This is a genomic window from Comamonas testosteroni, assembly GCF_000761245.1.
GTDB classification, from domain to species: Bacteria; Pseudomonadota; Gammaproteobacteria; order Burkholderiales; family Burkholderiaceae_C; genus Comamonas; species Comamonas testosteroni_C.
In genome coordinates this window covers 240,641-266,779 of sequence record NZ_AWOR01000078.1, presented here as the reverse complement: position 1 = coordinate 266,779, position 26,139 = coordinate 240,641, and the positions used below count along the sequence as shown (strand labels likewise).

Sequence of the window (26,139 nt, the reverse complement as noted above, 5' to 3'; positions counted from 1 at the left end):
ACAGTATGTAAAAAGGCACTTTGTTCCCCTTGGAAACAAAGTGCCTCGACCAAGCTTTACCGCTCAAGAAGCCAGCTTCAACCAGATGACGCAGCGCTCGGCGTCCAGGCCGGGCACGGCCAAAGGTTCCACGTGGAACACCTTCACATCGGCAGGCAGCGCAGCAATTTCCTCATCGGGGTGCTTGCCCTTCATGGCAAACCAGATTCCATCCTCGGCCAGAGCCTTGCGCGACCAGGTGGTGAAGTCCACCAAGGATGCAAAGGCGCGGCAGCTGATGACCGGATAGCGGATCTTGAGGTTTTCCACCCGGTCATGAATACCGTGCAGATTGGGCAGACGTAAGGCTGCAGCCACCTGCTGGATGAAGGCGGCCTTCTTGCCCACGGTATCCACGCAGTTCACATCGATCTGCGGGCAGCAGATGGCAAACACCACACCGGGCAGACCACCGCCGGAGCCCACGTCCAGCAGCGGCAGGCGCTTGCCCTCTTGCACCGGCAGGCGGCTCACATGCCGAAGCAAGGCGGGCACGGCGGCCAGGCTGTCGAGCAGGTGATGCGTCAGCATCTCCTGGGGATCACGCACCGACGTCAGGTTGTAGACCTTGTTCCACTTCTGCAGCAGATCCATGAAGGACATCAGCAGATCGATCTGGGCCGGGGCCAGTTCCAGCTTCAGCGCCTGAACGCCCTGCTCCAGCTGGGTACGCAAAACTTGGCTCATGCGGAAGCCTCTTCGTTCTGAGTGGCAAAGCCCTTGAAGCCGCCTTTTTTCAGATGCACCATGAGCAGCGAGATGGCTGCCGGCGTCACTCCCGAAATACGCGAGGCCTGCCCCAGGGTTTCGGGCCTGTGCTTTTGCAGTTTCTGGCGCACCTCGAAGGAGAGCGCCGCCACCTGCATGTAGTCGAAGTCCAGTGGCAGACGCAGACGCTCGAAATGCGCGGCTCGCTCCACCTCGTCCTTCTGGCGGTCGATATAGCCAGAGTACTTGGCGGCGATCTCCACCTGCTCGATCACCGGGGCGCTGAGCTCACCCAGAGCCTCGGGCTGCACATCGGCACTGGCGTACTTGCCCTGGTTCATGCCCATGAGCTTGTCGTAGTCCACACCGGGACGGCGCAGCAGGTCGAACAGGTTGTATTCGCGCTCCATGGCCTTGCCCAGCACGCGCTCGGACTCTTCTGCAGCAACGACACGCGGGTTCACCCAGGTGGATTTGAGGCGCTCTGTTTCACGTGAAACAGCATCGCGCTTGCGGCTGAACGAGTCCCAGCGCGCATCGTCGACCAGCCCCATCTGGCGGCCCGCTTCAGTCAGGCGCATATCGGCATTGTCTTCACGCAACTGCAGGCGGAATTCGGCGCGGCTGGTGAACATGCGGTAGGGCTCGGTCACGCCCTTGGTGATCAGATCGTCGACCAGCACGCCCAGATAGGCCTCGTCGCGACGCGGCATCCAGGGGCCTTCGCCACGGCACTGCAGCGCTGCATTCAGGCCCGCGAACAGGCCCTGGGCGGCCGCCTCTTCATAGCCGGTCGTGCCATTGATCTGGCCCGCAAAGAACAGACCCTGGATCTGCTTGGTCTCAAAGCTGCTCTTGAGCGAGCGCGGATCGAAGTAGTCGTACTCGATGGCATAGCCGGGACGCAGGATATGGGCGTTCTCCAGTCCCTTCATGCTGCGCACCAGTTCGTACTGGATGTCGAAGGGCAGGCTGGTGGAGATGCCGTTGGGGTAGAACTCGTGCGTGGTCAGGCCTTCGGGCTCCAGAAAGATCTGATGGCTTTCCTTGTCCGCGAAGCGGTTGATCTTGTCTTCCACGCTGGGGCAGTAACGCGGACCCACACCCTCGATCTTGCCGGTGAACATGGGACTGCGGTCAAAGCCGCTGCGGATGATCTCGTGCGTGCGCGCATTGGTGTGCGTGATCCAGCAAGGCATCTGGCGGGGATGCATGGCACGGTTGCCCATGAAGCTGAATACGGGCACTTCACCCTCGTTCACGCCGCCGGGCATGCCGTCGCCGGGCTGCTCCTCGCACTGGCTGAAGTCGATGCTGCGGCCGTCGATGCGCGGGGGCGTGCCGGTCTTCAGGCGCCCCTGCGGCAGCTTGAGCTCCTTCAGGCGCGCCGACAGGCTCACGGCCGGAGGATCGCCCGCACGGCCTGCGGCATAGTTGTTCAGGCCCACGTGGATCTTGCCGTCGAGGAAGGTACCCGCGGTCAGCACCACGGTGCGGCTGCGGAACTTGAGCCCCACCTGGGTGACGGCACCGACCACGCGGTCGCCCTCCACCATCAGATCATCCACGGCCTGCTGGAAGAGCCATAGATTGGGCTGGTTTTCCAGCATCTCGCGAATCGCGGCCTTGTACAGAATGCGGTCGGCCTGGGCGCGCGTGGCACGCACGGCCGGTCCCTTGGAGCTGTTCAGAATGCGGAACTGGATGCCGCCCTTGTCGGTCGCCAGGGCCATGGCACCGCCCAGGGCATCGACCTCCTTGACCAGGTGGCCCTTGCCGATGCCGCCGATGCTGGGGTTGCAGCTCATCTGCCCCAGGGTTTCGATATTGTGGGTCAGCAGCAATGTCTTGCTGCCCATGCGCGCAGCGGCCAACGCAGCCTCGGTGCCGGCGTGGCCGCCACCGACCACGATCACGTCAAATTCCTGTGGGTACAACATATTTCTGCTCCGGGCCAAGCCCGGCCCTTGCCCCTGCACGAAGCAACCATGCCTCGGCTCTCATGGCAGGCGGACATGTTTTCGCGCCATGTCCAGCCCTGCGGGGAACCTGCAATTTTCCCACCATTGGCGCAACAATGCCTTGCCAGGGGGGTTTCACGTGAAACATGGCAGCCAGAGCTACGGCCTAGATGTTTGCCCTGATCGCCCTGCCTACGCATGAAAAGTGCAATCGCTCTGTGCTGCAATGCCTGCATGCAAATCCTCATTTTTGCGGGCAGCACCCGCCAAGACTCATACAACCGCAAGCTGGCCAAGGTAGCCGCCTCCATCGCCCGGCAGCAAGGCGCAGAGCCCAGCCTGCTGGAGCTGTCGGACTACGACATCCCCCTCTACAACGCCGACCTCGAAGCGCAGGGAACTCCAGCCGATGTCATTCGCCTCAAGCAGGCCATGCACAGCCATGCTGCCTGGATTGTCTGCAGCCCCGAGTACAACGGCAGCTACCCGGCCCTGCTCAAGAACGCGATCGACTGGGCCTCCAGCCCGGTCAAGGGCGATGCGCAGTGGTCCGATGGCGTCCTGCCGTTTCGCAACAAGGTCGTCGGCATGGCCAGTGCCTCGCCTGGCGGTCTTGGAGGCCTGAGAGCGCAGTCTCACCTCGCTGCGCTGCTATTGAACCTGGAATGCTGGGTGGCACCGCGCAGCCACGCCGTGAGCCAGGCGGGCGAGGCTTTCGACGCCCAGGGTCATCTGGTGCGCGCCCAGAACCAGCAAGGCATGGAGGCACTGGTGCAGCAGGTGCTGTGGGCTGCAGGGCGCCTGGGCTGAACAATCCCCCACGGATACGGACTACTTGCTGTCGGCTGCATATGCATGTGACATCCAACCGGTTTAGCATGGGCGCTTGTCTTTTCATTGCATAGAGAGCCACTCATCATGAAGCTTTACTACAGCCCCGGCGCCTGCTCCCTGTCTCCGCACATCGTGCTGCATGAAGCAGACCTGCAGCATGAAACTGTGATGGTCAGCACCAAGAGCCACAAGCTCCAGGACGGAACGGATTACTACGGCATCAATCCTCTGGGCTATGTGCCCTTTCTGGTGCTGGACAACGGCGACACCTTGCACGAAGGTCCCGCCATTGTTCAATACCTGGCCGACCTGGCCCCCGAGAAGAACCTGGCGCCCGCCAACGGCACGGTGGCCCGCTACCACCTGCAGGAATGGCTGAACTTCATCAGCACCGAGGTGCACAAGGGCTTCGGCCCCTTGTTCAATCCTGCAACGCCAGAGGACTACAAGCCCCTGGCACGCGCCGGCGTGCTCAAGCGCCTGACCTGGGTCAACGAGCAGCTCGCCAACAAGACCTATCTGATGGGCGACCAGTTCACCGTGGCCGATGCCTACTTCTTCACGGTCACGGGCTGGGCCCAGTTTGTGGGCCTGGACATCTCCGAGCTCGAGAACATCCAGGCCTACCGCGAGCGCATTCTGGCGCGTCCCGCCGTGCAGGCCGCCATGAAGGCAGAAGGCTTGCTGAAGTAAGTTTTTTGGCACCCATGCAAACTCAAAAGCTCGGTACCCACCGAGCTTTTTTCATCTGGAGTTCTGCATGACCTCATTGTTCGACCCGATTGAAGCGGGCAGCCTACGCCTGCCCAACCGCATTGCCATGGCACCGCTGACGCGCAACCGCGCTCCCGACGCGGTACCCACGCCGCTGATGCAGACCTACTATGTCCAGCGCGCCTCTGCCGGCCTGCTGATCAGCGAAGGCACGGCCATCAGCCACCAGGGACAGGGCTATGCCGACGTACCCGGCCTGTACGGCCAAGAGCAGCTGCAGGCCTGGAAGAAAGTCACCGATGCCGTGCATGCCAAGGGCGGGCGCATCGTCACCCAGCTCTGGCATGTGGGCCGCATCTCTCACACCGTGCTGCAGCCCGACCTGCAGGCGCCGGTCGCGCCCTCGGCGCTGACGGCCCGCTCCAAGACTTTTGTGATCGACCGCGAGACGGGACAAGGTCAGTTTGTCGCCACCTCGGCGCCGCGTGCACTCGAGCAGCAGGAGCTGCCGGAGATTGTTCACAGCTTCGCCACCGCCGCGCGCGAGGCTGTGCAGTCGGCTGGCTTCGATGGCGTGGAGCTGCATGCAGCCAACGGCTATCTGCTCGATCAGTTCCTCAAGACCGGCACCAACCAGCGCAGCGACGACTACGGCGGCAGCATCGAAAACCGGGCCCGCCTGGTGCTGGAATGCGTGCGCGCTGTGGCCGATGCCATCGGTGCCGGCAAGGTCGGCATCCGCATCTCTCCGGTCACGCCCGCCAACGACATCGTGGACGAAAACCCGCAGGCACTGTTTGAATATCTGGTGCGCCAGCTCGCGCCACTGGGCCTGTCCTATATCCACGTGATCGAAGGCGCAACCGGCGGCCCGCGCGAACTCGCGGATCGCCCCTTCGACTATCAGGCACTCAAGCAGGCCTATCGCTCTGCGGGCGGCAAGGGTGCCTGGATGGTCAACAACGGCTATGACCGCGAGCTGGCCATGCGTGCCGTGGAAAGCGGCTATGCCGATGTCGTGGCCTTCGGCAAGGCCTATATCTCCAACCCCGATCTGGTGCACCGCCTGCGCGACGACCTGCCGCTCAATGCCTGGAAAAGCGAACGCTTCTACGGCGGTGGGGCCGACGGCTATATCGACTACCCTGCACTCGCCAGCCAGTAAGCGCGATCGGGCTGCAGGCCCTGTCGCCGCCTGTGCCAGCAGCTGTTGAACGAAAGAAAAAAGCCCGGTGCAGCGCAGCAACCGGGCTTTTTTGTGGGCGTGCTCCGCCTGAGGATCAGGCCTGTTCGAGCAACTGCTGCTTCTTGCCCGGCAAAGCCGCCTGGGCAGAGGCCAGCGCCGCAGGCGCCATGCCGGGATGGGCGGCAGCCCTGGGGCTGCGCTGGGCGGCATGCAGCGCGCCGCCGGCCAGCTTGAACTGGCTGACCAGCTGTGCCAGTCGCGCCGCCTGCTCGCGCAGCGATTCTGCGGCGGCGGCAGACTCTTCCACCAGAGCCGCATTCTGCTGGGTCATGCGGTCGATATCGCCCACGGCCTGGTTGACCTGGCTGATGCCCAGCGACTGCTCGCTGGACGCGGCCGTGATCTCGCCGATGATGTCGCCCACGCGCTGAGCGCTGTCCACGGTCTCCTGCATGGCCTTGCCTGCGCTCTCCACCTGGCGCGCGCCCACATCCACGGTCTGCACGCTGGTGCTGATCAGCGACTTGATCTCGTTGGCGGCCTGGGCCGAACGCTGGGCCAGGCTGCGCACCTCGGCCGCCACCACGGCAAAACCACGTCCCTGCTCGCCGGCTCGGGCCGCTTCCACAGCGGCATTCAGCGCCAGGATATTGGTCTGGAAAGCAATGGAATCAATCAGGCCGATGATGTCGCCGATCTTGCGGCTGGAGGCCGAAATCTCCTGCATGCTGTTGACGGCCTGGCCGACGATCTGGCCGCCCTGCACGGCCGTCGAAGAGGCCGAGGCCGCCAGCTGGTTGGCCAGCTGCGAAGACGATGCGGTCTGCTGCACCGTGGCCGTCAGCTGAGCCAGCGACGCGACGGTTTCCTGCAGATTGCTGGCAGTCTGTTCGGTGCGGGCCGACAGATCCTGATTGCCCGTGGCAATTTCCTGGCTGGCCGTGGCGATATTGCCGCTGGCATCGCGCACCTGGGCCACCGTGGTGCCCAGCGACTGCTGCATCTGGTCCAGCGCACGCTGCAGATCCGTCAGCTCATCCTTGCCGCTGACCTCGGCCTTGTGCGACAGATCGCCGCCGGCAATCGTCAGTGCCATCTGGCGGGCCAATTCAAGCGGACGGCAGATGGACAGCATGTTCAGCAAAGTCAGCGGAATCACCACCACCAGCGCCAGGATCACGGCCACCACAAACATCCAGCGTGTCTGGTCGGCTACGTCGCGCTCGGCCGCAGCCAGTGCGTCGGCCTGCTCGCGCAGCAGCTTGTCCAGCTGCGCCAGCAGCTTGTCGGCCTCCATGACTTCGGCCAGGGCCTTGCCGCTCATGCGGTTGGCTGTGGTGGCCGAGTCATAGCCGCCGGCTTCCAGCTGGCGCGCAACGGGCTCAAACAGCTTGCGATAGCTGTCGAGGTGGCCAATGATGCTCTTGGTCAGCTGCGCATCCTGCGCGTTCTGGTCGGTCACGAACTTGCCCAGCGTCGCCTTGGACTTGTCGATGTTCATGACCCATTGCTGATAGGCCTTGCGCACCTCTTCGGGCTTTTCGTACTGGATGACCATGTCCTTCTCGCTGGAACGGATGCCGCCCAGCTCGGTGCGCAGCTGCGCCATATGGCCCGATTTGACAAAGGCGTTGCTCAGAAACTCCTGGCTCATGTCCTGGATGCGGAACATGCCCAACATCCCGGCGCCCCCCAGCAGGCCCAGCAACACCATCACCACACCAATGGCGCCCATCATGCGCGTGCGGATGGTGAAGCCCCGCATCATTTCCAACAGACTCATGAATCTCTCTCCACTTTGAACGACTGGCATTGTCGGGCCAGAACTTGCAAATTGTTTCAGATTGTCACCGACACCGAAAAAACCCGTGACTGCGATGTCCAAGCCATGGCGATGTGCAATATGACAAGTTCTTATCGGCAGTCTTTGCGGCTTATCAACCCTGCCGGCTTCATGTCTTGTCAAAGGCTTGACCTTGCCATGATGTTAGGGTTAACCATTCAAGACATGGAGTCCGCCAGCCCGGTCGACTCACTTTCTGAAGGAGCCATCCATGCAACAAGTTTTTGAAGTTCAAGGCATGACCTGCGGCCACTGCGAACGCGCCGTCACCAATGCCATCCAGGGCGTCGATGCCCAGGCGCAGATCAAGATCGACCGCGCCGCCAACCGAGTGGAAGTCGAAAGCGGCGCCAGCCGCGAGGCCGTGGCAGCCGCCATTGCCGAAGAAGGCTACAAGGTAGCCTGAGCGCAGCCTCTTGCACCGCGCCAGCACCTCATGCAAGCCGTCAAAAGGCCGCTGGCGCGTTTTTTCAGGATCGTCCATGTCCAACCACCCATCGACACAAAAAATCGCTCAGAACTGGCCTGTCGTCATCGGCGAGGCCGCGCGCCGCGCCGGGGTTTCTGCGCGCATGGTGCGTCACTACGAGTCACTGGGCCTGCTGCCACCCGTGCACCGTACCGACAGCGGCTATCGCCAGTACACCGAAGCCGATGTGCATGCGCTACGCTTCATCCGCCGCGGGCGCGATCTGGGCTTTTCCATGGACGAGATCGCCACCCTGCTCGGCCTGTGGCAGGACCAGGCCCGTGCCAGCAGCCAGGTCAAGGCCATCGCGCAAAAGCACATCGCCACTCTGACCGAGCGCATCGCTGCCATGCAGTCCATGCAGCGCACGCTGCAGACTCTGGTGCATTGCTGCCATGGAGATGACAGGCCTGACTGCCCCATCCTCGACGACCTGGCCAGCGCGGACACCGACCTGACGCCGACCCATCATGAACCCAGGGCTCCCACTCCGAGAGGCCGGAGCAGGACAGCGGCCTGAGGCGGCTCATGGGTTTCACGTGAAACCATCGCCCCCCACGCAGGGCAGCGTCAACAATGAGACATGTTGCACTGCAGCAAATACTGCAGAATACTCTGTGCGATGAATGCGGTTGCTCTCATTCATCTTTTCAAATCATTCAAGCACAAGCATTGCCGACGCGATGCAGGAGACAAACCATGAGCACCAGAGACATCTTCGTTGTCAGCGCCGCGCGCACGGCCATCGGCACTTTTGGCGGCAGCCTCAAGGACGTTCCCAACGCCCAGCTGGCCACCACCGTGGTCAAGGCCGCCATTGCGCGTGCCGGCATCGCTGCCGACACCGTGGGTCATGTGGTGATGGGCAACGTCATCCCCACCGACACGCGCGACGCCTACCTGTCCCGTGTGGCGGCGGTGGATGCCGGCTGCTCCATCGAAACCCCTGCCTACAACGTCAACCGCCTGTGCGGCTCTGGCCTGCAGGCCATCGTCTCGGCAGCGCAATCGATTGCGCTGGGTGACTGCGAAGTGGCCATTGGGGCCGGCTCCGAATCCATGAGCCGCGGCCCCTACTTCGACATGTCCGCGCGCTGGGGCGCACGCATGGGCGATGCCAAGAGCATCGACTACATGCTGGGCATCCTGCACGATCCCTGGCAAAAGATGCACATGGGCATCACTGCTGAAAACGTGGCCGAGCGCTACAAGATCAGCCGCGTGATGCAGGACGAGCTGGCCGTCATCAGCCAGCAGCGCGCCGCTGCAGCCATCGAGGCCGGCCGCTTCAAGGAGCAGATCGTTCCCGTGGAAATTGCCAGCCGCAAGGGCGTGGTGCTGTTCGACACCGACGAACATGTGCGCGCCGCCACCACGCTGGACACCCTGGCCGGCATGAAGCCCGCGTTCAAGAAGGAAGGCGGCACGGTCACCGCCGGCAACGCCTCCGGCATCAACGATGGCGCGGCTGCCGTGCTGATGATGAGCGAGCAGGCGCTGAAGTCTTCCGGCGCCAAGCCCATTGCCCGCCTGGTCGGCTACGCCCACGCCGGCGTCGATCCCGCATACATGGGCATCGGCCCGGTCCCCGCCACGCAGAAGGTGCTGGCACGCACCGGTCTGAAGATCGAACAGATGGACGTGATCGAAGCCAACGAAGCCTTCGCCGCCCAGGCCTGCGCCGTGATTCAGGAGCTGGCTCTGGACCCTGCCAAGGTCAATCCCAACGGCTCCGGCATCTCCCTGGGCCACCCCGTGGGTGCGACCGGCGCCATCATCACCACCAAGGCGCTGTATGAGCTGCAGCGCACCGGCGGCCGCTATGCGCTGGTGACCATGTGCATCGGCGGCGGCCAGGGTATTGCCGCGATTTTCGAGCGCGTCTGATACCGCGTTTCCGGGCACCTGAAACGCCCATGAAAAAGGCCTGCCAGAGACATCTGGCAGGCCTTTTTTGATAGCTTCTTGCGCTTGCTAGCCATTGATTTCAGCATCAATGAATACTGAAATCCTTGATTGACAGGCGTAAGCAGCTACATCATCAATAGCGTCAGAACGGTGCCTCTTCCGGGGCCGTATCGGCGGGCGCCGTGGCCGGGCCGGTGAACGTGCCCTGGCCGCGCCCCTGTGCCAAACGCACGGGCAGGGTCTCGGCCGCAGGTGCCGACGCCAGCGATGCCGGCAGGCCGTCGCCCAGACCCGTACGCCCTTCCCCGCCCAGCGCCTCGATCAGATCGGGAATCAGGCGCGACAGCTCGCCCGTGGCAATCGTCACATCGGTATCGAAACCGCCGTCGTCCTGGGACTGGCCGTCCATCACCGCATCGAGCAGCGCGATCTTCTTGATCTGCAGACCTTCGCTGAGCACAAAGCTCACGCGATCGTCCCAGGTCATGGCCAGCTTGGTCGGCAGCTTGCCATGCTCGATGTGCTGGCGCACCTCGTCGATATCGAGCGGGTGGCGCGCATAGCGCACCACGGCCTTGGACTCATCGGCGGCCTTGAGCTCGCACTCGCGGTCGATGGAAAAACCAGCGGGAGGCTCCTGTGTCATCAGCCAGTGCGCCATGGCGGCCTGCGGACTGGTCTGCGTGTCCAGCAACGCCACCGCAAAGCCTGGCAGGCCTTCGACCAGCAGCGTCACGATCTCGTCGGCACGGCCTTGTGCACTGGTATCGAGCACCAGCGTGCGCGCCTGCGCATCGATCCAGACCCACATGCTGCCTTGCTTGGTGAAGGCCATGGGCAGCAGGTCCAGCTTGGCCTCGTCCTTGAGCTCCTTCTTTTCCTTCTTGCCGGGCTTGCGACCCTCCGTCTTTTCGATGTGCTCGGCCTTCTCGTTGACCTTGCGGTTGAGCACGCTGGCCGGCAGCATCTTGGACTCGCTCATGAAGCGCATCACCCACTGGCCGGCCACGCTTTCCGCCAGCGGGCCATGCGGCTCGCCGCGCGGCGGCACCCAGCCCACGGAACGCTCCTGGGTCGCGCCGCACTCCTCAAACACCGTCTTTTGCAGCGCATCTTCCAGCAGCTGCAGATCGCCCTGCCAGCTCTCGGCAATGCGATAAACAATCATGTTCTTGAACATCAAAAACCTTTGCTAAACCTTCAATCGTCGCCAGCTCCTGCAGCTGGATCTCGCGGAAAAAAATCGGCCGCCAACGCAGCCCATGCATGCATTGTTGCGCAGTCGGAGCCACTCAAACTTATCAAATCTTTACAGAGCGGCTGCAAAACCTCACGTCTCAGAAACATGGGGGGCCCACACTTCAGTCATCCGCTACCGAATGCCCATTCAGGAGCAAGACCAGGCGGCCACTTCTTCCACTTCAACCGAAAAGGAAACAGACATGACCCGCTTTCGCCAGACATTGACCGGCGCCGCTGTTGCAACCGCCCTGCTCGCCTCGCTGAGCCTGCCCAGCTTTGCCCAGACTCCCGCCCCTGCAGAGCAACCCGCAGCAGCTCAAAAAGCGCCCGAGCCGCATCAGCACCAGCGTGGTGACAAGCGCGGCGACCGCATGGAGCATATGAAGCAGCGCATGGAAAAACTCAAGGCCGATCTGAAGCTGACGCCTGCGCAGCAAGCGGCCTGGACCACCTACACCCAGGCCATGAAGCCCGGTGAACGCCCTGCCCCCGGCGACCGCGAAGCCTTTGCCAAGCTGACCACGCCCGAGCGCATCGACAAGATGCGTGAAATGCGCGGCAAGCGCATGGCCGAGATGGACCGCCGTGCCGAAGCCACCAAGGCCTTCTACGCCCAGCTCAATGCCGAGCAGAAAAAGACCTTCGATGCGGCCACCCTGCACATGCATCACCAGCGCGGTGAGCGCCATCACGGCCACCATGGCGGCAAACCCGGCCAGGAGCGTCCCGCAGCTCCTGCCCCTGCGGCAAAGTAAGCCGAGCTCAATCGCCTTCTCCATAAAAGCCCCCGGTCGTCATGACCGGGGGCTTTTTTCATTTCGATATCAATTGGCTGACTACCAACGCAAGCGCTTGCCGACAGAACATCTATTCACAAGCTTCTAGATTCATATCCACAGAGGGAGCGAAATCCAGGCATTACCCAAGCATCGATGTCGCGACCAGATTCACAACATTTAGACGGCAATTGACATGAAAAAACTGCAATTGACAACAAATCTTGTAGTCTCGACGCTGATCAGCCTTGCAAGCCCCATGCTTCATGCACAGGCTGCGCAATCATCGACAACAGCTATCTATCTGCAGTACGGCTCTGCAGAGCACGGCACCGACAGCTGGACGGGCGGCGTCATGCTCCCCTGGAACTGGAGCTACGCCCTCGGCTCCGGACGGATGACGGGTTACTGGGATCTCTCTGTCAGCCGCTGGTCGGCCGACTATCAGGGCGGCAATCGTTCAACCTGGGTTCTGGGAGCACAACCCACATTACGCTGGCGCCCCTCTCAAGGTCAGTCTCCCTGGTTCCTGCAAGCCGGCCTGGGCGTGAGCTATGCCACCAACCACCGCTACATCACCGATCACAAGGAATTCTCGACCCGCTACAACTTTGCCAGCCATATCGGCGTCGGCTACCTGTTTGGCGAGCAACTGAAAAACGAGATCAGTCTGCGCTTCGAGCACCAGTCCAACGCAGGCATCAAGCGCCCCAATCCGGGAGAGAACTTTCTTCAGCTGCGATACGCACGCCACTTCTGAATTCCCGGGCCAGCGCTATCCGACTCGACCAGGCCGCCCAACGGGCGGCTTTTTTCATGCTTTGCAGCAGCGGCACGGCCTGTGAATAAACATGGTGATAAAAGACATGGAAATTTTCAGTTTTCCACAGCCTGGCGGTCTTCTGGAAAGTTGTTCCCAAAACCAGGACATCGGCAGCCCATGCAAGGGCACAGACTTTGGGAAGGTGTAAGTTGTTGATTTCCAATGAACTTAATTACTTATCAACAATTAAGTGGACTACTTACTATTACTACTAAGTAAAAAGATAAGACTAGAAATAACAACTTTGGTCGAAGTTTACACAGCAATCGGAGAGGACCTGGATAAAAAAACCGGCCGATCAGATCAGGTTCAGGAGGTTCTTGCTTCACCACACCTCTGACATCCGATGTGCTCAAGCATGCTCGCATCACTTGTTCACTATAAAAAACATAGCTAACTATGCTTATATAGCAATGCATTTGGCAGATTTAATGCTTACCAAGGAAGAAATGAATTTCTGTGGATAACAAGATGCCAACTCTTGGGTTTTCCACAAAAATCAAGAGATCGGCGAAGTTGTTCATGAATGGAGGACAGCAGCGACCCTGGTTTGTCTCCATGTTTGTCATCAAGCAAGAGACTTGATTTGTCTTGTTTTTTTGAAGTTATCAACAGCAGATGCCAAGTCTTACTACTACGACTATATTTTTATAAGACTTCTAAAGAACAACTGAAGGCAAACTCGCGGACAGGGGCTGATCGAAGCTGGAACTGCGCGTGTTCAGCTGCTTCAATCCCTTTGTTTCAGAGGGAAGTTCAGAAAAAAAGCCCTTGGTGAAAATTGACGCGCCAGATCTCGAAAAATTGGCGTAAGATGCGCCTCCTCAAAGATCCGAGCTGGGGATAAATTCCAGTGGCCGGGACGATGAAGCGCTTGTTATCCACAGAATGTTATAAACAGCTGGGGGAAACTTGCCATGCATGCACGCCGCCCATGCCGGCGGCTGATGGCTTGTTATTCATTCAAAAAAATTCAATGATTCGTAGATCATTGTTTTCAAAGGATTTTTTGACTTTTGACTCCTGCATGGAGTCCGAATCAAGACTGGGCCGGATGCGGTTGGCACCCGGGCAGGCGCAAAGACATTGCAGCAGGCGCCAAGACCCAAGCTGGCCGCCCGCCATGGAGACCGTCCAAGAGGAAAGGGCCGGATCGCAGGCGTATCGGGTATCGGGTACACGCGTGATGCATGGGGATGGACTTGCCGCGCAGTGTGTCGAATCGCTGCAGATGCCGCTCGCAGTGCCGGGCAAGTGTTAGAAAAATTACAAATGCGACTCGGGCGAGCAGGGCGGTGCCAGCCTGGCTGGAAACCGCCAGGCCGCAGATGTCCAGGACGCGTTTCGCGCAGGATCTCAAGCCCCTCGGACAGGGCGCTTTTGCAGCGTGAAGGGCGGCAGGCCCTTGATGAGCAATTGGCCGTAGCTGGTGCCCGTCAGGCGGCGGTCATAGCAGTACACATGGGCCTGGTCTTCCTCGGTCCGGATGGCACGGCCTACCCACTGGGCCAGGCGAATGGCCGTGGCCGGCACCACCAGCTCGTTGAAGGGGTTGCGGCCGCTGCTGCGCAGCCATTCGGCTCTGGCCTCGCCAACGGGGTCATCGGGCGGTGCAAAAGGCAGCTTGGTGATGAACAGGGACTCGCACAGCGCTCCGGGCAGGTCCAGTCCTTCGCCAAAGGACTGCATGCCGAAGATGATGGAGGGCTCACCCATCGCCACGGCCTCACGATGGCGTGCCAGCAGTGTCTGGCGGGGCAGGGCGGTCTGCACCAGCACCTGGTTGCGCATGCTGGTGGAAAGCGCATCCACGGCCTGGCGCATCTGCTCGCGGGATGTGAACAGAACCAGTGCGCCGGCCTCTATGCGGCTCAGATCGTTCAGCAGGGCCTCGACCATCTCCTCGGTAAAGCGGGCGGCTTCGCGCGGGTCTGAGACCGTTTCACGGGCCACCAGCGTGCCCTGGCGCGCATAGTCGAAGGGACTTGGCACTTCCAGCGTGGTGACAGAGGCGTCATTGGCCAGCCCCGCCTCACGCAAAAAGAAGTCGAAATGGCCGCAGCTGGTCAGCGTGGCTGAGGTCAGCACCGCACCGCGCACCTGCGACCACAGGTGCTGGCGTAGGGTGGAGCCGGGCTGTATGGGGCTGGCATGGGCCTTGACCACGATGAACTCGCCGTCCATCTCCAGCGTGAACCACTTGGCATGGGGCACCGTCTTGCCGTCGCCATCGCTCTCGTTGTTTTGCAGCAGCAATTGCGTGGTGTTGAAAATGGCTTCCAGCCTGGGCGCCAGGGCGCCTACCTGCGCATAGACGGTGGACAGGCGCTGTGCTTGCTCGGGTTGTTCCTTGATTTCGGCACGCAGAGCCTTGGAGACGGCACGCAGCGCATCCAGAAAGCCGTCGGCATGGTGCGCAATCTGTCCCAAAGGCTCCAGAAGGGCCTCTGGCAGCATTCCACGGGGTGCCCGTACCCTGGCTGGCCCATAGCTGTCTTTTTGCGATTTGAGAGTCTCTCCGTAGTGCTCCATGACAAGTCGCGCCAGCTCCTGCATCTGCTGGCGTAGCTGACCCGCATGCTTGGGCACGTCGGCCAGTTCCTCGACTTCGGCGACCTGGTTCACGCGCAGCGCACGGCTTGCCAGCTTGTCGATCCAGCCCAGGCGGCTCAGATCCATCTCGCCGGCAAACTGGTCCAGAGCCGTGGAAGGCAGGTGGTGGGCTTCATCGAGCACCAGCAGGCAATTGTCCAGCTCGGGCAGCAGCTTGGAGCCTAGCGAAGAAAGCAGCAAATCATGATTGGCGACAATGACTTGCGCCGCCACCAGGTCTTTGCGGCGCTCGTAATAGACACAGTTGCCGAAGGCCGGGCAGTGCTTTCCGGTGCATGAAGAGGACTCGGCAGCCACGGGGCTCCAGGCCTCGGCCTCCGGCGGGGTTTCCAGCGAGTCGCGGTCACCGTTCCAGGCCTGCGTGGCCAGCGCATCGGCCATGGATTTGTAGAACTGCATGCGGGCCTGCAGTTCATGCTGAGGACGGCTGAACTTGGTCTGGCCCTGCTCATCGCCAAACAGGTCGTCCATCTCGTCCTGTGCTTCCCCCGTGCTGGCCAGACGTTCCAGCTTGAGTTTGCAGACAAAGCGGCCACGCCCCTTGGCCAGGGCGAATTTGAAAGGCTGATCCAGCTTTTGCGCCAGGGCCGGCAAATCCTTGTTCACCAGCTGTTCCTGCAGCGCCACCGTGGCTGTGGAGATCAGCACGCGCGTGCCGCGCGACAGCGCCATGCGAATGGCCGGAATGCTGTAGGCCAGCGATTTCCCGACTCCGGTTCCAGCCTGCACGACAGCGATGGCCCGACGCGGTTCCGGCTCGTCTTCATCGATTTTTCCGAGCTGGGCCTGACTCAGCGTTTGCGCGATCTGGGCCGCCATTTTTCGCTGCCCATCACGACTGCGAAATCCCGGCATGGCCCCGACCACGGCATCAAAGGAATTCAGGGCCTCTTCAGCCCACTTTTTTTCATGCATTTCAGCGTTTTTCGAGACGCAAAGGCGCTGTGCTTTGGCGTTTTATAAGTATTCGTACAGAGATATGTATCAAATAAGATTGAATTTCTTATGCAATACAGCATACAAATCAGGGGAGTCTGTATGTTCTACAGCTGTATCCGAGGGAGCCTGCGGGTAGAACTTTTCCACTGCTTGTATGTGACTTGTTCATTGTAGTTGTGGATTGAGCCGGGCGTAGTTACCAAGAAACTTATCCACAGAAGGAGTCCAAAATATGCCTGTACATATCCTGGAGACAACCATGTATCAATCCCTGTGGATATAGTTGTTAAATTTTTATGAATAAATAGATTTTTCTAGATTTTGACTTTTCTGCAATTTTGCAGAAATGGCATGGTTTTCAAGTGCTGTGGGTAAGGTTGTTCATGGCTTTCTTCGCTCTTGCCAGTGGTGAAAATGCAAATTTATCCACAAGTTTGATGAAGGCCAGTTGGGGGCAGCTGCAGGCGCAAGATTACCCACCGGCAGTGCTCGTCTCGCTGCTTTGTATGCAAGAGTGCCTGTTTCTGTTGAAATCTGGAGGCAAAGGGGGAAGAGGGTGAAATTTATCCACCGCGTGGATAACTTCAAAGCTCACCTTTTGATAGTAGATATTCATTGACTATCAAAGGTTTGATTGTGTTTTCCCTGAAATTCAGAGACAAGGCGTGCTTTGGCCTTTGACCATGAAATGATGATGCTTTTGGTACTCATGTATGAAAAAATACATGAGAAATGCCTGTTTTTTGAGCAAATTGCAAAGGGTATGCATGAGTTGCCTGAAAAATGGGCAATGCAGCCTGTCTGAAGGCTGATTTCCTGGTGTCAGGCCATCAGCGGGGCCTGACCTGCTCTGCGGCCCCGTTCCAGTCCGTGCCCGGTCTTACCAAACCGTAATGCGTGTGTCATCCACGCAGCTGGGGGCTGTTCCTAGCATGGTGGCATCACTGCAAGTGAGGCCGCGGACCAGCTCGTCACTTGCCAGTCATGGAAAAGGGTGAACGATGAACAAAAGCCTTGTGGGACTGCCGGGAGCGGCACATTTACCAAACTGGACATGGGCAAGACTGCCGGTGGTGGCTGCGGCCATTGCCGTGGCGGGTCTGTTGGGTGGCTGCGATGCCTCCAAGGCCACCGAGGAAGCGAAGAAGCCGCTTGCGCAACTGCCCAAAGGCTTTATTCAGGTCAAGCCAGAATCCGTGAAGATGCTGGAGATCGCGCCCGTGGCCGATCCGCAAGGGGTGCAGATGGCCTGGGCTCCTGCGCATGTGGCGTTTGTCGAGGATCGTGTGGCTTCGGTCGCAGTGCCGCTATCGGCGCGTGTCGTGGCTGTCAATGCGCATGTGGGCGATATGGTCAAGGCCGGTGATTTGCTGGCGACGCTGGTCAGCCCCGATGCACTGCGCACCCGCTATGACGTGGCTGCGGCCAAGACCGCACACGACGTGGCTGTGGTGGAAGCCCAGCGCCAGCAGACCATGGTGGACAAGGGCGTGGGCGTGGAAGTCGATCTGCGTGCCGCACAGGCCAAACTGCGTGAAACCTCGCAGGAGCTTGGCCGTGCACAGGGCACGGCAGCGCTGCTGGGCTCCGGTGGCGGCGATCGGATCGAGCTGCGCGCACCGCGCGCCGGCATCGTGGCCGAGCGCAAGGCCGTGGTGGGTACTGCTGCTGAGCCGGGAGCGGCGCTGTTCATGATTGGCGACCCCCAGGCCATGAATGTGGTCGCAGAGGTATTCGAGTCCGATCTGCCCGGCATTCGTCTGGGCAGTTCCGTACAGGTCGAGGTACCGCAGCTGCCCAAGCCGATCAAGGGCACGGTCCGTCATCTGGGGGCCACCCTGGACAAGGAGTCGCGCCGCGCTGCCGTGGTGGTGGAGCTGAGCGAACAGAACCCGGTGCTGCGTCCCGGCATGCAGGCCAAGGTGGGCGTGCAGTTGTCGAATCTGCAGGAGATGCTGATTCCCGTCACTGCCGTGCTCATCAAGGATGAGAGCCGCAGCGTGGTCTATGTGCAGCATGAGAACAACCAGTTCGAGGCACGCGTGGTGACACTGGGGCGTCCATCGCGCGGCATGGTGCCGGTGATCAGCGGCCTCAAGGTCGGTGAGAAGATTGTGGTGCGTGGTGGTCTGCTGCTCGACGGCGCGGCCAGTCAGCTGCTGTAGTCCCGGCAGGAGCCTGAACCATGCTGAGTTCATTTATTTCATTTGTGGTGCATCGTCGGCTGCTGGCGGTGTGCGCCACGCTGGCGATTGCTGTCTACGGCGTCTACGCCTATCTGCAGACCGCCATCGAAGCCTATCCCGACGTGACCAATGTGCAGGTCGGGGTGATCACCCAGGCGCCAGGCCTGGCTCCCGAAGAGGTGGAGCGCCAGATCACCCAGCCGCTGGAGCGCGAGCTCAACGGCACGCCGGGTCTGATATCACTGCGCTCGGAGAGCTATTTCGGTCTCTCCATGATCAACCTGGTCTTCAACGACGACGCGAAAAGCTTTACGGCGCGCGCCGAGGTGTCGCAGCGTTTGCCGCAGGCGGATCTGCCCAGTGGCGTGACGCCTGAAATGGCGCCCGACTACACGCCGCTGGGCAAGATCTTCTACTACCGGCTGCAGAGCGACAGACACAATCTGGCGCAGCTGCGCACCGAGCAGGAATGGCATGTGGTGCGCGTGCTCAAGCAGGTGCAGGGCGTGGCCGACGTGGTCAGCATTGGCGGCTTCGTCAAGGAGTTCCACGTTGAAGTCGACCCTGAGAAGCTCTACAGCCTGGGCCTGTCGCTGGACGATGTGAGCGATGCGCTGTCCAAGTCCAACCGCAACGTGGGTGGTGGCCTGATGCGCCGTGGCGAGCAGTCCTTCATCATTCGCGGTATCGGTCTGCTGCGCAATCCGCAGGAGATTCAGGATGTGGTCGTAGCCATGCGTGGCAAGGCTCCCGTGACCATCGGCGACGTGGCGCGTGTCGCGCAGTCGCATACGCCGCGCCAGGGCTCGGTGGGCATGGACGACCAGGATGATGTGGTGCAGGGCATTGTGCTGCTCAAGCGCGGCGCCAACCCCTCCATCGTGCTCGATGACATTCATGCCAAGGTCGATGAGCTCAACAGCGGCGGCCTGCCCGAAGGCATGCACATGGTCACCAACTATGACCGCTCCGATCTGGTGGGCCACACGCTCAAGACCGTGCAGCACAACCTGCTGTTTGGTGCCACGCTGATCGTGGCCGTGCTGTGGCTGTTCCTGCGCAGCCTGCGTGGCTCGCTGATCGTGGCCACGGTGATTCCGCTGTCGCTGCTGGTGGCCTTTATCGGCCTGCACTGGCTGGGCATGCCTGCCAATCTGATCTCCATGGGCGCCATCGACTTTGGCATCATGGTGGACGGTGCCGTGGTGCTGGCCGAGAACATCATCCGCAACGCACGCCAGCGAAAGCCGCAGACGGCCAATGACATGCGCCACATCATTGTGGATTCGGCCGTTGCCGTGGCCAAGCCCACGCTGTTCGCCATGGCCATCGTGATTGCGGCGCTGATCCCTGTGTTCTCGCTGCAGAGCATCGAGGGCCGCATCTTCCGCCCGCTGGCCATGACCTACAGCTTTGCCCTGCTGGGTGCGCTGGTGTTCGCCATGGGTCTGGTGCCAGCGCTGTGCGCCTTGCTGCTCAAGCCCAAGCATGTGATGGTGGAAGAGCCCAAGATCTTCGACCGTGCGCACCACGGCTACCAGCACTGGATCGCCAAGGTGCTGGGCGCAGCCAAGCGCCGCACTGCGGTGATCGCCGTGTTCGTGAGCGTGCTGGTGGTGGCCGGGGTTTCAGCCAAATGGCTGGGCACCGAGTTCCTGCCCGAGCTCGATGAGGGCGACGCCTATGTGCTGGTGCAGATGCCGGCTTCCATCTCGCTGGAAAAAGGCCAGGAAGTTCTGCGTGATGTGCGCCTGCGCCTCAAGGTCTTCCCCGAGGTGATCACCGTCACCACTGAGCAGGGACGTCCCGAATCGGGAACCGACAACGAGACGCTCAATCTGGCCAAGGTGCTGGTGCGCCTCAAGCCCCATGGCGAATGGCGCAAGGGCCTGACCAAGCCCGCGCTGATCGAGGAAATGCGGGCGACGCTGGGTGAGATTCCCGGCGTGGCCTTCAACTTCGCTCAGCCCATTCGCGACAGCGTGGAAGAGTCCACCTCAGGCGCGCGCGGCCAGGTGGTGCTCAAGCTGTTCGGCCCCGATATTCCCACCCTGCGCAGCATTCTTCAGCAGACCAAATCGCTGGTGAAGGGCATCGACGGAGTGGTCGATCTGGATCTGTACCGCGATGCCCCGGCACCCCAGGTGCATGTGCAGTTCGATCGCCAGGCGCTGGCGCGCCAGGGCATTGCCATGGAGGACGCGCAAAAGACGCTGGAAGTGGCCCTGGCCGGCAATGTGGCCACCACTTTGTGGGAGGGTGAATTCCCCGTGCCGGTACGCGTGCGCCTGCCCTATGTGGACCGCATGGACGAGGAGCGCATTCGCAACATCGCCATACCGCTGCCCGATGGTGGCTCGGTCCCTCTGGGCTCGGTCGGTACGGTCAGCATGAAGGTCGGCAACTCCTCCATCTTCCGCGAAGGCAATGCACGCTACATGGCGCTGAAGTTCAACGTGGAAGGCCGCGATATCGGCTCGGTGGTGAAGGACACGCTGGCCACCTTCAAGCAGAACGTGAAGCTGCCCGAAGGCTACCAGGCCGTGTGGGGCGGCGAGTGGGAGAACCAGCAGCGTGCGGCTGCACGCCTGAAGGTGGTGGTGCCGCTGTCGCTGGTCATCGTCTACGCCCTGCTGTTTGGTGCGCTGGGCCAGGCCCGCAGCGCCGGCATCATCTTGCTGTGCGCGCCGTTTGCCATGGTGGGCGGCATTGCGGCCCTGCATCTGGCGCATATCGAGCTGTCCATCAGCGCGGCCATCGGCTTTATCGCCTTGCTGGGCCAGGTGGCTTTGGCGGGGTTGCTGGTGGTCTCTGCGGTCGAGGATTTGCGCCGCCAGGGCATGCCCTTGATGCAGGCGCTGATCGAAGGTGCAGCCGAGCGCATGCGCTCCATCATTTTGGTGGCTTTGCTGGCGCTGCTGGGCCTGCTGCCCATGGCTCTGTCTACCGGCGTGGGTAGCGAAACCCAGCGCCCCTTTGCCTCGGTCATCGTCGGCGGCATGGTGGTGCTGCCACTGGTGGCACTGGTGCTGCTACCCGTGCTGTATGCCTTGCTGGGCCCCAAGAACATGTTGACGCAGGAAGAACGTGATGAAAGCGCTCAAGATGAATAAGTGGCACTCTCTGGCCATGGCCGCTGCACTGTGCTGCGGCGCTTTCAGCGGCATAGGCCATGCTGGCGAGACTATGGATGCAGCCGTACAGAGCAATGCTGCAGCGGGCCGTATGGCGGCCCCTGCGCAGCCTGTGACCCTGCAGGAATATCTGCGCATCGTCGTGCAGAACCAGCCCAATCTGGCGGCTGATCGCATGCAGCTGGATCTGGCAAAGGCAGACAGCAAAACGGCTGCCACCATACCCAATCCCGCCATGCACTACTCCAGCAAGCGCGGAGAAAAGGAATGGGGTGTGGAGCAGGCCATCCCCATCTTCGGCCAGCGTGGCATGCGCATCGAGAACGCCAGGTTGGGCGAGAAGGCCGCTGCGGCCAATGCCGATGTCGCAGTCGCCGTCACCATGAGCGATGCAGCCCATGCCTTCAACGACCTGCTGGTGGCACAGCAGCGCTATCAGGTGTGGTTGGCTGCCCGTGATGAACTGGAGAAGGCAGGCAACATCGTCAAGGGCCAGATCGAAGCAGGCACGCGCAGCCGCTATGACGGCGCGCGCCTTAACCTGCAACAGGCCCAGATGAGCATGCAAGTCAGCAAGGCTCAGGCCGCCTTGCGGGATGCCGCATCACGCGTGGCCAGCATTGCGGCCTTGCCGCAATGGCAGGTGCGTGTGGAAGGCAGCCTGCAGGCCACTGACATTCGCAAGGCAGCCAGCTACGAGCAGCTGTGGAGCCAGGCGCAGACCCAGTTGCCGAGTCTGCGTGCCGCGCAGGCCGAGCTCGACAGGTCGCGCCAGAAAATCAAGCTGGAGCAGCGTGAAGCATTGCCCACGCCATCCTTTGGTCTGGCCCGCATTCGCAACAGCGTGGATGGCAGTTTCAACCAGGTGGGCGTGAGCGTGGAGATCCCGCTTTTCGACCGTCGCCAGGGCCCTATCGAGCGCGCCAAGGTCGAGGCCGATCAGGCCGAGCTGCGCCGTGATGCGGTCGTGCTTGCCGCTCAGTCCGAGCTGCAGCGTGCCCTGCAGCAGCTGTCGCTGCGCCGAACGGCCGTGCGCGACTACGAGAAGGAAGGGCTGGCGCAGATTGCGCCGCTGCACCAGATGGCACAAGACGCCTACAAGCTGGGCAAGGGCACGATCCTGGAGCTGATCGATGCGCTGGGCTCGATTACCGAGCACAGGCTGGAGCATCTGGAGCTGGTCAAGGACATGCTGGATGCCGAGTGGGAAGTGCGTCAGGCCAGCGGCGATCTGCCACAGGTGCAGCCTTGAGCGAGGCGAGGGAGATGGCACAAGCCCCTGTACCACCTCCTGATGCCGCTGCGTCTCCGGCTGCGAAGGTGGAGGCAACGGCTTATAGTGTCTGTCCACCAACGGCCAGAGACAGACTCAGCATGTACCGCTACCTCATCATCGAAGACGATGCGCTCAACGCGCGTTACATCGCTGAAGGGTTGCGCCAGCAAGGCGCGCATGTCAGCGTCTGCGGTGACGGCGTGCAAGGCATTGCACAGGCCGTTGGTGAGAACTGGGATGTCATCATCCTCGACCGCATGTTGCCCAATGGCTTTGACGGGCTGCAGATTCTGCAGACACTTCGCTCCATGGGCAAGCAGACGCCGGTACTGGTGCTCAGTGCCTTGTCTGCCACGGATGAGAGAGTGCGCGGGCTCAAGGCCGGCTGCGATGACTATCTGACCAAGCCCTTTGCATTTTCCGAGCTATCGGCAAGGCTCGAAGCCCTGGTGCGCCGCGCCCAGATCCCGGCTCCCACGCGCGAGATGCAGGTGGCCGATCTGCGCGTCAACCTGATTTCGCGCAGCGCCGAGCGCGCCGGCCAACCGCTTTCGCTGCAGCCGCGCGAGTTCCGCCTGCTGGCGTTTCTCATGCAGCACGCGCACCAGATCGTCACGCGCACCATGCTGCTGGAGTCGGTCTGGGATTACCGCTTCGATCCGCAGACCAATGTGATCGACGTGCACATCAGCCGCCTGCGCAGCAAGGTGGACAAAGGCTTTGCCACGCCTCTCATCCATACCGTGCGCGGTGTGGGCTACAGCCTTTCGGACCAGCCGCAAGACCTGCCCGAGGTGGTCTGATGATGCGCTCCAGACCATGGAGTTCGCTGGCCTTCAGACTGGCACTCAGCTATGGCGGCCTCATGGTTCTGACCATGGCCATCGTGCTGGCCGTCTTCTATGTGCAGACCGTGGGCGTGGTGCGGGTGCGGCTCGACAAGCAGGCCGAAAACCATGTGCGCAGACTGACCGAGCACTCGGCCAAGTACGGCCCCGGAGCGCTGGAAAGCGAAATACTGCAGACCATTCGTGACGGTGTGAATACCGACACGGAAATCGTCATTCTCATGAACCCGCAAGGCGAGACCATTGTCAGCAATGCCGAGGTCTATCCTCCGCGCAAGCTCAGCATCATGGGCGTGCGCGAGCTGACCGTGAAGCGCAACGGGCGGCTGATGGTGGGCCGGGTTGCCGTGGTCGAAATGCCCAATGGCAATTTGCTGGCTGTGGGCAGCGACATGCAGTTGCAGCGCGACATGGAGGAGCTGTTCGGTCAGGCCAGCTTGCTGGCGGCCGTCGCGGCCTGCATCATGGCCCTGATCGGTGCCATGGTCTTCAGGCGTGTGGTGGATGAGCGCGCGGCGGCCATTCGCAACACCATGTCGCGCGTTGCGGCGGGCGATTTGCGCCAGCGCATTCCGGTCGATCAGCGCGGTGATGAATTCACGCTGCTCAACCGCGATATCAACGCCATGCTCGATCGGCTCGAGCAGCTGATGGAAGGCATACGCCATGTCTCCAACAGCATCGCACACAACCTCAGAACGCCGCTGACGCGCATCCTGCTGCGCCTGCGCAACGCGCAGCAGGCCAGCCCCGAAATGCAGTCCGCCACGCTGGCGCTGGTGGCCGAAGAAGTCGCTGAACTGGGTGTGGTGTTCGAGAAGCTTTTGCAGATTGCCGAAGTGGAAAGCGGAGCCAGTCGCAAGAGCTTTGCGCCGGTTGACCTGCAGGCCTTGCTGGTTGATGTGGTGGACTTCTACGAGCCGCTGGTGGAAGACGCCGGCGGCATTCTCAGGCTGGATGTACAGCAAGGTGTGCAGGCCCTGGGCGATGGCGACCTGCTGGCCAGCGCTGTCTCCAATCTTGTCGATAATGCTATTAAATACGGAGCATCACCCGACGATATCCACGGGGCTGACGTGCTGCTGCGCGCCGCGCCAGCGCAGGAGCACGGCAGCGATGGCGTCTGGGGTGTGGAGATCACCGTGCAGGACCAGGGACCGGGCGCAGATCCTCAGACCCTGGAGAAAATGACCACCCGTTTCTATCGCGCAGAATCGGATCGCCCAGGCTACGGACTGGGCCTTGCCAGCGTGCTGGCCATTGTCCAGCTGCATGGCGGCAAGCTCAGTTTTCACAACGCCCATCCAGGCATGGTGGCGCGAATCTGGCTGCCTGCCGTGGCCGATGTCTGAAGCGCTGCTGCGACGCTTTCAGATCTGCGAAAGCGCCTTGTTGCCGTAGGCACAGAAGCCCGGTTTGGGTCCCTTCTTGGGATGCAGTCTGCAGGTTTCCGGGCGCTTTTCATAGACCGTGCAACGGCGTGTGTTCTTGTCCAGAAAATTGCAGTCTCCGCCTGCTCGGCGGGCCATGGTGAAGATCTCGTGCTTGGGGTTGAAGTGGTCGATCAGGCGCATCTTCAGCAGCCGCTTGGCGATCAGCTTGGGCTCGATGTTTTCGACCTCGAACGGGTCCACCAGCTCCAGGCGCACCAGATCCGGCAGGCGTACCTCCAGCGGCATGGTGCAGCAATTGGCCGCGCAGCTGTCACACATGCCGGCCTTGTACTTGCTCCAGGTTTCCAGGCGGTCGACGTCAACAATGCGGATGGAGGATTTCATTTCGGGTGGGGCACTTCTGGGAGAAGCGCGATGCTGCCATGAGATGTCGATGTCTGCCTTGCGCCATTGCTATGAGCAGACCCGGTTCATGGGATTGAGCCGGCTGCGCAGCAGCCTACACTGCACAGGCACATCACCATCCATGGGAGAACGATTTTGGCAAGCCAAACCACGCTTTACTACGCAGCTGGCACCTGCGCGCAGGCCGTACTGATTGCGCTTTATGAGGCCGATGCCCAGTTCACGCTCAAGACGCTGAGCTTTGCCGACAACGAGCAGCGCAGCCCCGAATACCTGAGCATCAACCCCAAGGGCCGAGTGCCCGCGCTGGCCACGGAACGCGGAGTGCTGACCGAAACTCCCGCGCTGCTGCTGTACGTGGCGCAGACCCATCCGCAGGCAAGGCTGGCGCCGCTGGATGACCCTTTTGCGCTGGCGCAGATGCAGGAGTTCAATGCCTATCTGGCATCGACCGCGCACATTGCCCACGCCCACCGTCCGCGTGCCTCGCGCTGGGCCGACGACGAGGCCGCCCAGGCCGCCATGCGCGCCAAGGTGCCGCAGAACATGCGCGAATGCTTTGCCGTGATCGAGCAGCACTATCTGGGCGACAAGACCTGGGTGATGGGCGAGCAGTTCACCGTGGCCGACGGTTATCTCTACACCGTGGCGGGCTGGCTCAAGGGCGACGGCGTGGACATTGCCGAATTCCCGCGCGTGGCAGCCCATTTCGAGCGCGTGAAGGCCAGGGCTTCGGTGCAGAGGCTGCAATAGAAAAGGCCCTTTGAGCCGCTAACGCCACTCCCTCAGAAACCAGCCAGAAGCATTCATGCTTCTGGCCTTCATGGCAAGACAGCTCGTT

20 protein-coding genes are annotated in these 26,139 nt (G+C 61.4%); 14 read left to right on the top strand and 6 right to left on the bottom strand.

The window, feature by feature from the left end:
* Positions 1-63 precede the first annotated feature (63 nt).
* A complete protein-coding gene (rsmG, locus tag P353_RS23220; protein ID WP_034374948.1) occupies positions 64-726 on the bottom strand; it encodes a 16S rRNA (guanine(527)-N(7))-methyltransferase RsmG in 663 nt (220 codons plus the stop codon).
* Positions 723-2,687, bottom strand: coding sequence for a tRNA uridine-5-carboxymethylaminomethyl(34) synthesis enzyme MnmG (mnmG, locus tag P353_RS23215; protein WP_034374946.1), 1,965 nt, complete (start codon positions 2,685-2,687; stop codon positions 723-725). Before mnmG ends, rsmG begins: the two co-directional genes overlap by 4 nt.
* Positions 2,688-2,942: 255 nt before the next feature.
* On the opposite strand from mnmG, the gene P353_RS23210 reads away from it, so the two are divergent.
* The 3 genes from P353_RS23210 (at position 2,943) to P353_RS23200 (ending at position 5,421) form a co-directional block, all read left to right on the top strand.
* A complete protein-coding gene (locus P353_RS23210; RefSeq protein WP_034374944.1) occupies positions 2,943-3,518 on the top strand; it encodes an NADPH-dependent FMN reductase in 576 nt (191 codons plus the stop codon).
* A 108-nt stretch (positions 3,519-3,626) separates the two neighbouring features.
* Complete coding sequence (gene gstA, locus P353_RS23205) at positions 3,627-4,235, top strand: glutathione transferase GstA (RefSeq protein ID WP_034374942.1); 609 nt, start codon at positions 3,627-3,629, stop codon at positions 4,233-4,235.
* Positions 4,236-4,302: 67 nt separating this feature from the next.
* Positions 4,303-5,421 (top strand): alkene reductase, encoded by a 1,119-nt coding sequence (locus P353_RS23200; protein ID WP_034374940.1) that lies wholly within the window; start codon positions 4,303-4,305, stop codon positions 5,419-5,421.
* 115 nt (positions 5,422-5,536) lie between these two features.
* Here P353_RS23200 and P353_RS23195 read toward each other — a convergent pair whose 3' ends face one another.
* The gene (locus tag P353_RS23195; RefSeq protein ID WP_034374938.1) at positions 5,537-7,225 is read right to left on the bottom strand and encodes a methyl-accepting chemotaxis protein; all 1,689 of its coding nucleotides are present in this window, start codon (positions 7,223-7,225) and stop codon (positions 5,537-5,539) included.
* A 271-nt stretch (positions 7,226-7,496) separates the two neighbouring features.
* On the opposite strand from P353_RS23195, the gene P353_RS23190 reads away from it, so the two are divergent.
* The 3 genes from P353_RS23190 (at position 7,497) to P353_RS23180 (ending at position 9,641) form a co-directional block, all read left to right on the top strand.
* Entirely contained in the window at positions 7,497-7,691 is a 195-nt protein-coding gene (locus P353_RS23190) for a heavy-metal-associated domain-containing protein (RefSeq protein WP_034374936.1), read from the top strand.
* Between the two features lie 76 nt (positions 7,692-7,767).
* On the top strand, positions 7,768-8,274 hold the full coding sequence (gene cueR / locus P353_RS23185) for a Cu(I)-responsive transcriptional regulator (RefSeq protein WP_034374934.1): 507 nt from the start codon (positions 7,768-7,770) through the stop codon (positions 8,272-8,274).
* A gap of 179 nt (positions 8,275-8,453) precedes the next feature.
* Positions 8,454-9,641 carry an acetyl-CoA C-acyltransferase family protein gene (locus P353_RS23180; RefSeq protein WP_034374932.1) on the top strand — a complete coding sequence of 396 codons (1,188 nt, stop codon included), beginning with the start codon at positions 8,454-8,456 and terminating at the stop codon, positions 9,639-9,641.
* 163 nt (positions 9,642-9,804) lie between these two features.
* Here the strand turns inward: P353_RS23180 and P353_RS23175 are convergent, their stop codons facing one another.
* On the bottom strand, positions 9,805-10,842 hold the full coding sequence (locus tag P353_RS23175) for a recombination-associated protein RdgC (protein ID WP_034374930.1): 1,038 nt from the start codon (positions 10,840-10,842) through the stop codon (positions 9,805-9,807).
* A gap of 262 nt (positions 10,843-11,104) precedes the next feature.
* On the opposite strand from P353_RS23175, the gene P353_RS23170 reads away from it, so the two are divergent.
* Positions 11,105-11,659 carry a Spy/CpxP family protein refolding chaperone gene (locus tag P353_RS23170; protein ID WP_034375201.1) on the top strand — a complete coding sequence of 185 codons (555 nt, stop codon included), beginning with the start codon at positions 11,105-11,107 and terminating at the stop codon, positions 11,657-11,659.
* Positions 11,660-11,876: 217 nt separating this feature from the next.
* Entirely contained in the window at positions 11,877-12,440 is a 564-nt protein-coding gene (locus tag P353_RS23165) for an acyloxyacyl hydrolase (protein WP_034374928.1), read from the top strand.
* Positions 12,441-13,859: 1,419 nt separating this feature from the next.
* On the opposite strand, the gene dinG is transcribed toward P353_RS23165, so the two are convergent.
* A complete protein-coding gene (gene dinG, locus P353_RS23160) occupies positions 13,860-16,031 on the bottom strand; it encodes an ATP-dependent DNA helicase DinG (RefSeq protein WP_080750658.1) in 2,172 nt (723 codons plus the stop codon).
* A gap of 1,025 nt (positions 16,032-17,056) precedes the next feature.
* Between dinG and P353_RS23155 the strand changes: the two genes are divergently transcribed.
* From P353_RS23155 to P353_RS23135, 5 genes are all read left to right on the top strand, one after another.
* The gene (locus P353_RS23155; protein WP_034374926.1) at positions 17,057-18,220 is read left to right on the top strand and encodes an efflux RND transporter periplasmic adaptor subunit; all 1,164 of its coding nucleotides are present in this window, start codon (positions 17,057-17,059) and stop codon (positions 18,218-18,220) included.
* A gap of 20 nt (positions 18,221-18,240) precedes the next feature.
* A complete protein-coding gene (locus tag P353_RS23150) occupies positions 18,241-21,354 on the top strand; it encodes an efflux RND transporter permease subunit (protein WP_034374924.1) in 3,114 nt (1,037 codons plus the stop codon).
* Positions 21,332-22,627 (top strand): TolC family protein, encoded by a 1,296-nt coding sequence (locus P353_RS23145; RefSeq protein WP_034374922.1) that lies wholly within the window; start codon positions 21,332-21,334, stop codon positions 22,625-22,627. The genes P353_RS23150 and P353_RS23145 overlap by 23 nt, the downstream gene beginning before the upstream one ends.
* A gap of 122 nt (positions 22,628-22,749) precedes the next feature.
* Positions 22,750-23,454, top strand: coding sequence for a response regulator transcription factor (locus tag P353_RS23140; protein ID WP_003065317.1), 705 nt, complete (start codon positions 22,750-22,752; stop codon positions 23,452-23,454).
* Positions 23,454-24,851: a sensor histidine kinase gene (locus P353_RS23135; protein WP_034374920.1), complete on the top strand. Its 1,398-nt coding sequence runs from the start codon at positions 23,454-23,456 to the stop codon at positions 24,849-24,851. Before P353_RS23140 ends, P353_RS23135 begins: the two co-directional genes overlap by 1 nt.
* An 18-nt stretch (positions 24,852-24,869) precedes the next feature.
* Here the strand turns inward: P353_RS23135 and P353_RS23130 are convergent, their stop codons facing one another.
* Entirely contained in the window at positions 24,870-25,277 is a 408-nt protein-coding gene (locus P353_RS23130) for a YkgJ family cysteine cluster protein (protein ID WP_003065319.1), read from the bottom strand.
* 156 nt (positions 25,278-25,433) lie between these two features.
* Between P353_RS23130 and P353_RS23125 the strand changes: the two genes are divergently transcribed.
* Positions 25,434-26,051, top strand: a complete 618-nt coding sequence (locus P353_RS23125; protein WP_034374918.1) for a glutathione S-transferase family protein — start codon at positions 25,434-25,436, stop codon at positions 26,049-26,051.
* Positions 26,052-26,139: the final 88 nt, after the last annotated feature.

Excerpts from the sequence above, each read along its gene's own strand:
- rsmG (WP_034374948.1), bottom strand. The coding sequence starts at position 726 with ATGAGCCAAGTTTTGCGTACCCAGCTGGAGCAGGGCGTTCAGGCGCTG.
- mnmG (WP_034374946.1), bottom strand. The coding sequence starts at position 2,687 with ATGTTGTACCCACAGGAATTTGACGTGATCGTGGTCGGTGGCGGCCAC.
- P353_RS23210 (WP_034374944.1), top strand. The coding sequence starts at position 2,943 with ATGCAAATCCTCATTTTTGCGGGCAGCACCCGCCAAGACTCATACAAC.
- gstA (WP_034374942.1), top strand. The coding sequence starts at position 3,627 with ATGAAGCTTTACTACAGCCCCGGCGCCTGCTCCCTGTCTCCGCACATC.
- P353_RS23200 (WP_034374940.1), top strand. The coding sequence starts at position 4,303 with ATGACCTCATTGTTCGACCCGATTGAAGCGGGCAGCCTACGCCTGCCC.
- P353_RS23195 (WP_034374938.1), bottom strand. The coding sequence starts at position 7,225 with ATGAGTCTGTTGGAAATGATGCGGGGCTTCACCATCCGCACGCGCATG.
- P353_RS23190 (WP_034374936.1), top strand. The coding sequence starts at position 7,497 with ATGCAACAAGTTTTTGAAGTTCAAGGCATGACCTGCGGCCACTGCGAA.
- cueR (WP_034374934.1), top strand. The coding sequence starts at position 7,768 with ATGTCCAACCACCCATCGACACAAAAAATCGCTCAGAACTGGCCTGTC.
- P353_RS23180 (WP_034374932.1), top strand. The coding sequence starts at position 8,454 with ATGAGCACCAGAGACATCTTCGTTGTCAGCGCCGCGCGCACGGCCATC.
- P353_RS23175 (WP_034374930.1), bottom strand. The coding sequence starts at position 10,842 with ATGTTCAAGAACATGATTGTTTATCGCATTGCCGAGAGCTGGCAGGGC.
- P353_RS23170 (WP_034375201.1), top strand. The coding sequence starts at position 11,105 with ATGACCCGCTTTCGCCAGACATTGACCGGCGCCGCTGTTGCAACCGCC.
- P353_RS23165 (WP_034374928.1), top strand. The coding sequence starts at position 11,877 with ATGAAAAAACTGCAATTGACAACAAATCTTGTAGTCTCGACGCTGATC.
- dinG (WP_080750658.1), bottom strand. The coding sequence starts at position 16,031 with ATGCATGAAAAAAAGTGGGCTGAAGAGGCCCTGAATTCCTTTGATGCC.
- P353_RS23155 (WP_034374926.1), top strand. The coding sequence starts at position 17,057 with ATGAACAAAAGCCTTGTGGGACTGCCGGGAGCGGCACATTTACCAAAC.
- P353_RS23150 (WP_034374924.1), top strand. The coding sequence starts at position 18,241 with ATGCTGAGTTCATTTATTTCATTTGTGGTGCATCGTCGGCTGCTGGCG.
- P353_RS23145 (WP_034374922.1), top strand. The coding sequence starts at position 21,332 with ATGAAAGCGCTCAAGATGAATAAGTGGCACTCTCTGGCCATGGCCGCT.
- P353_RS23140 (WP_003065317.1), top strand. The coding sequence starts at position 22,750 with ATGTACCGCTACCTCATCATCGAAGACGATGCGCTCAACGCGCGTTAC.
- P353_RS23135 (WP_034374920.1), top strand. The coding sequence starts at position 23,454 with ATGATGCGCTCCAGACCATGGAGTTCGCTGGCCTTCAGACTGGCACTC.
- P353_RS23130 (WP_003065319.1), bottom strand. The coding sequence starts at position 25,277 with ATGAAATCCTCCATCCGCATTGTTGACGTCGACCGCCTGGAAACCTGG.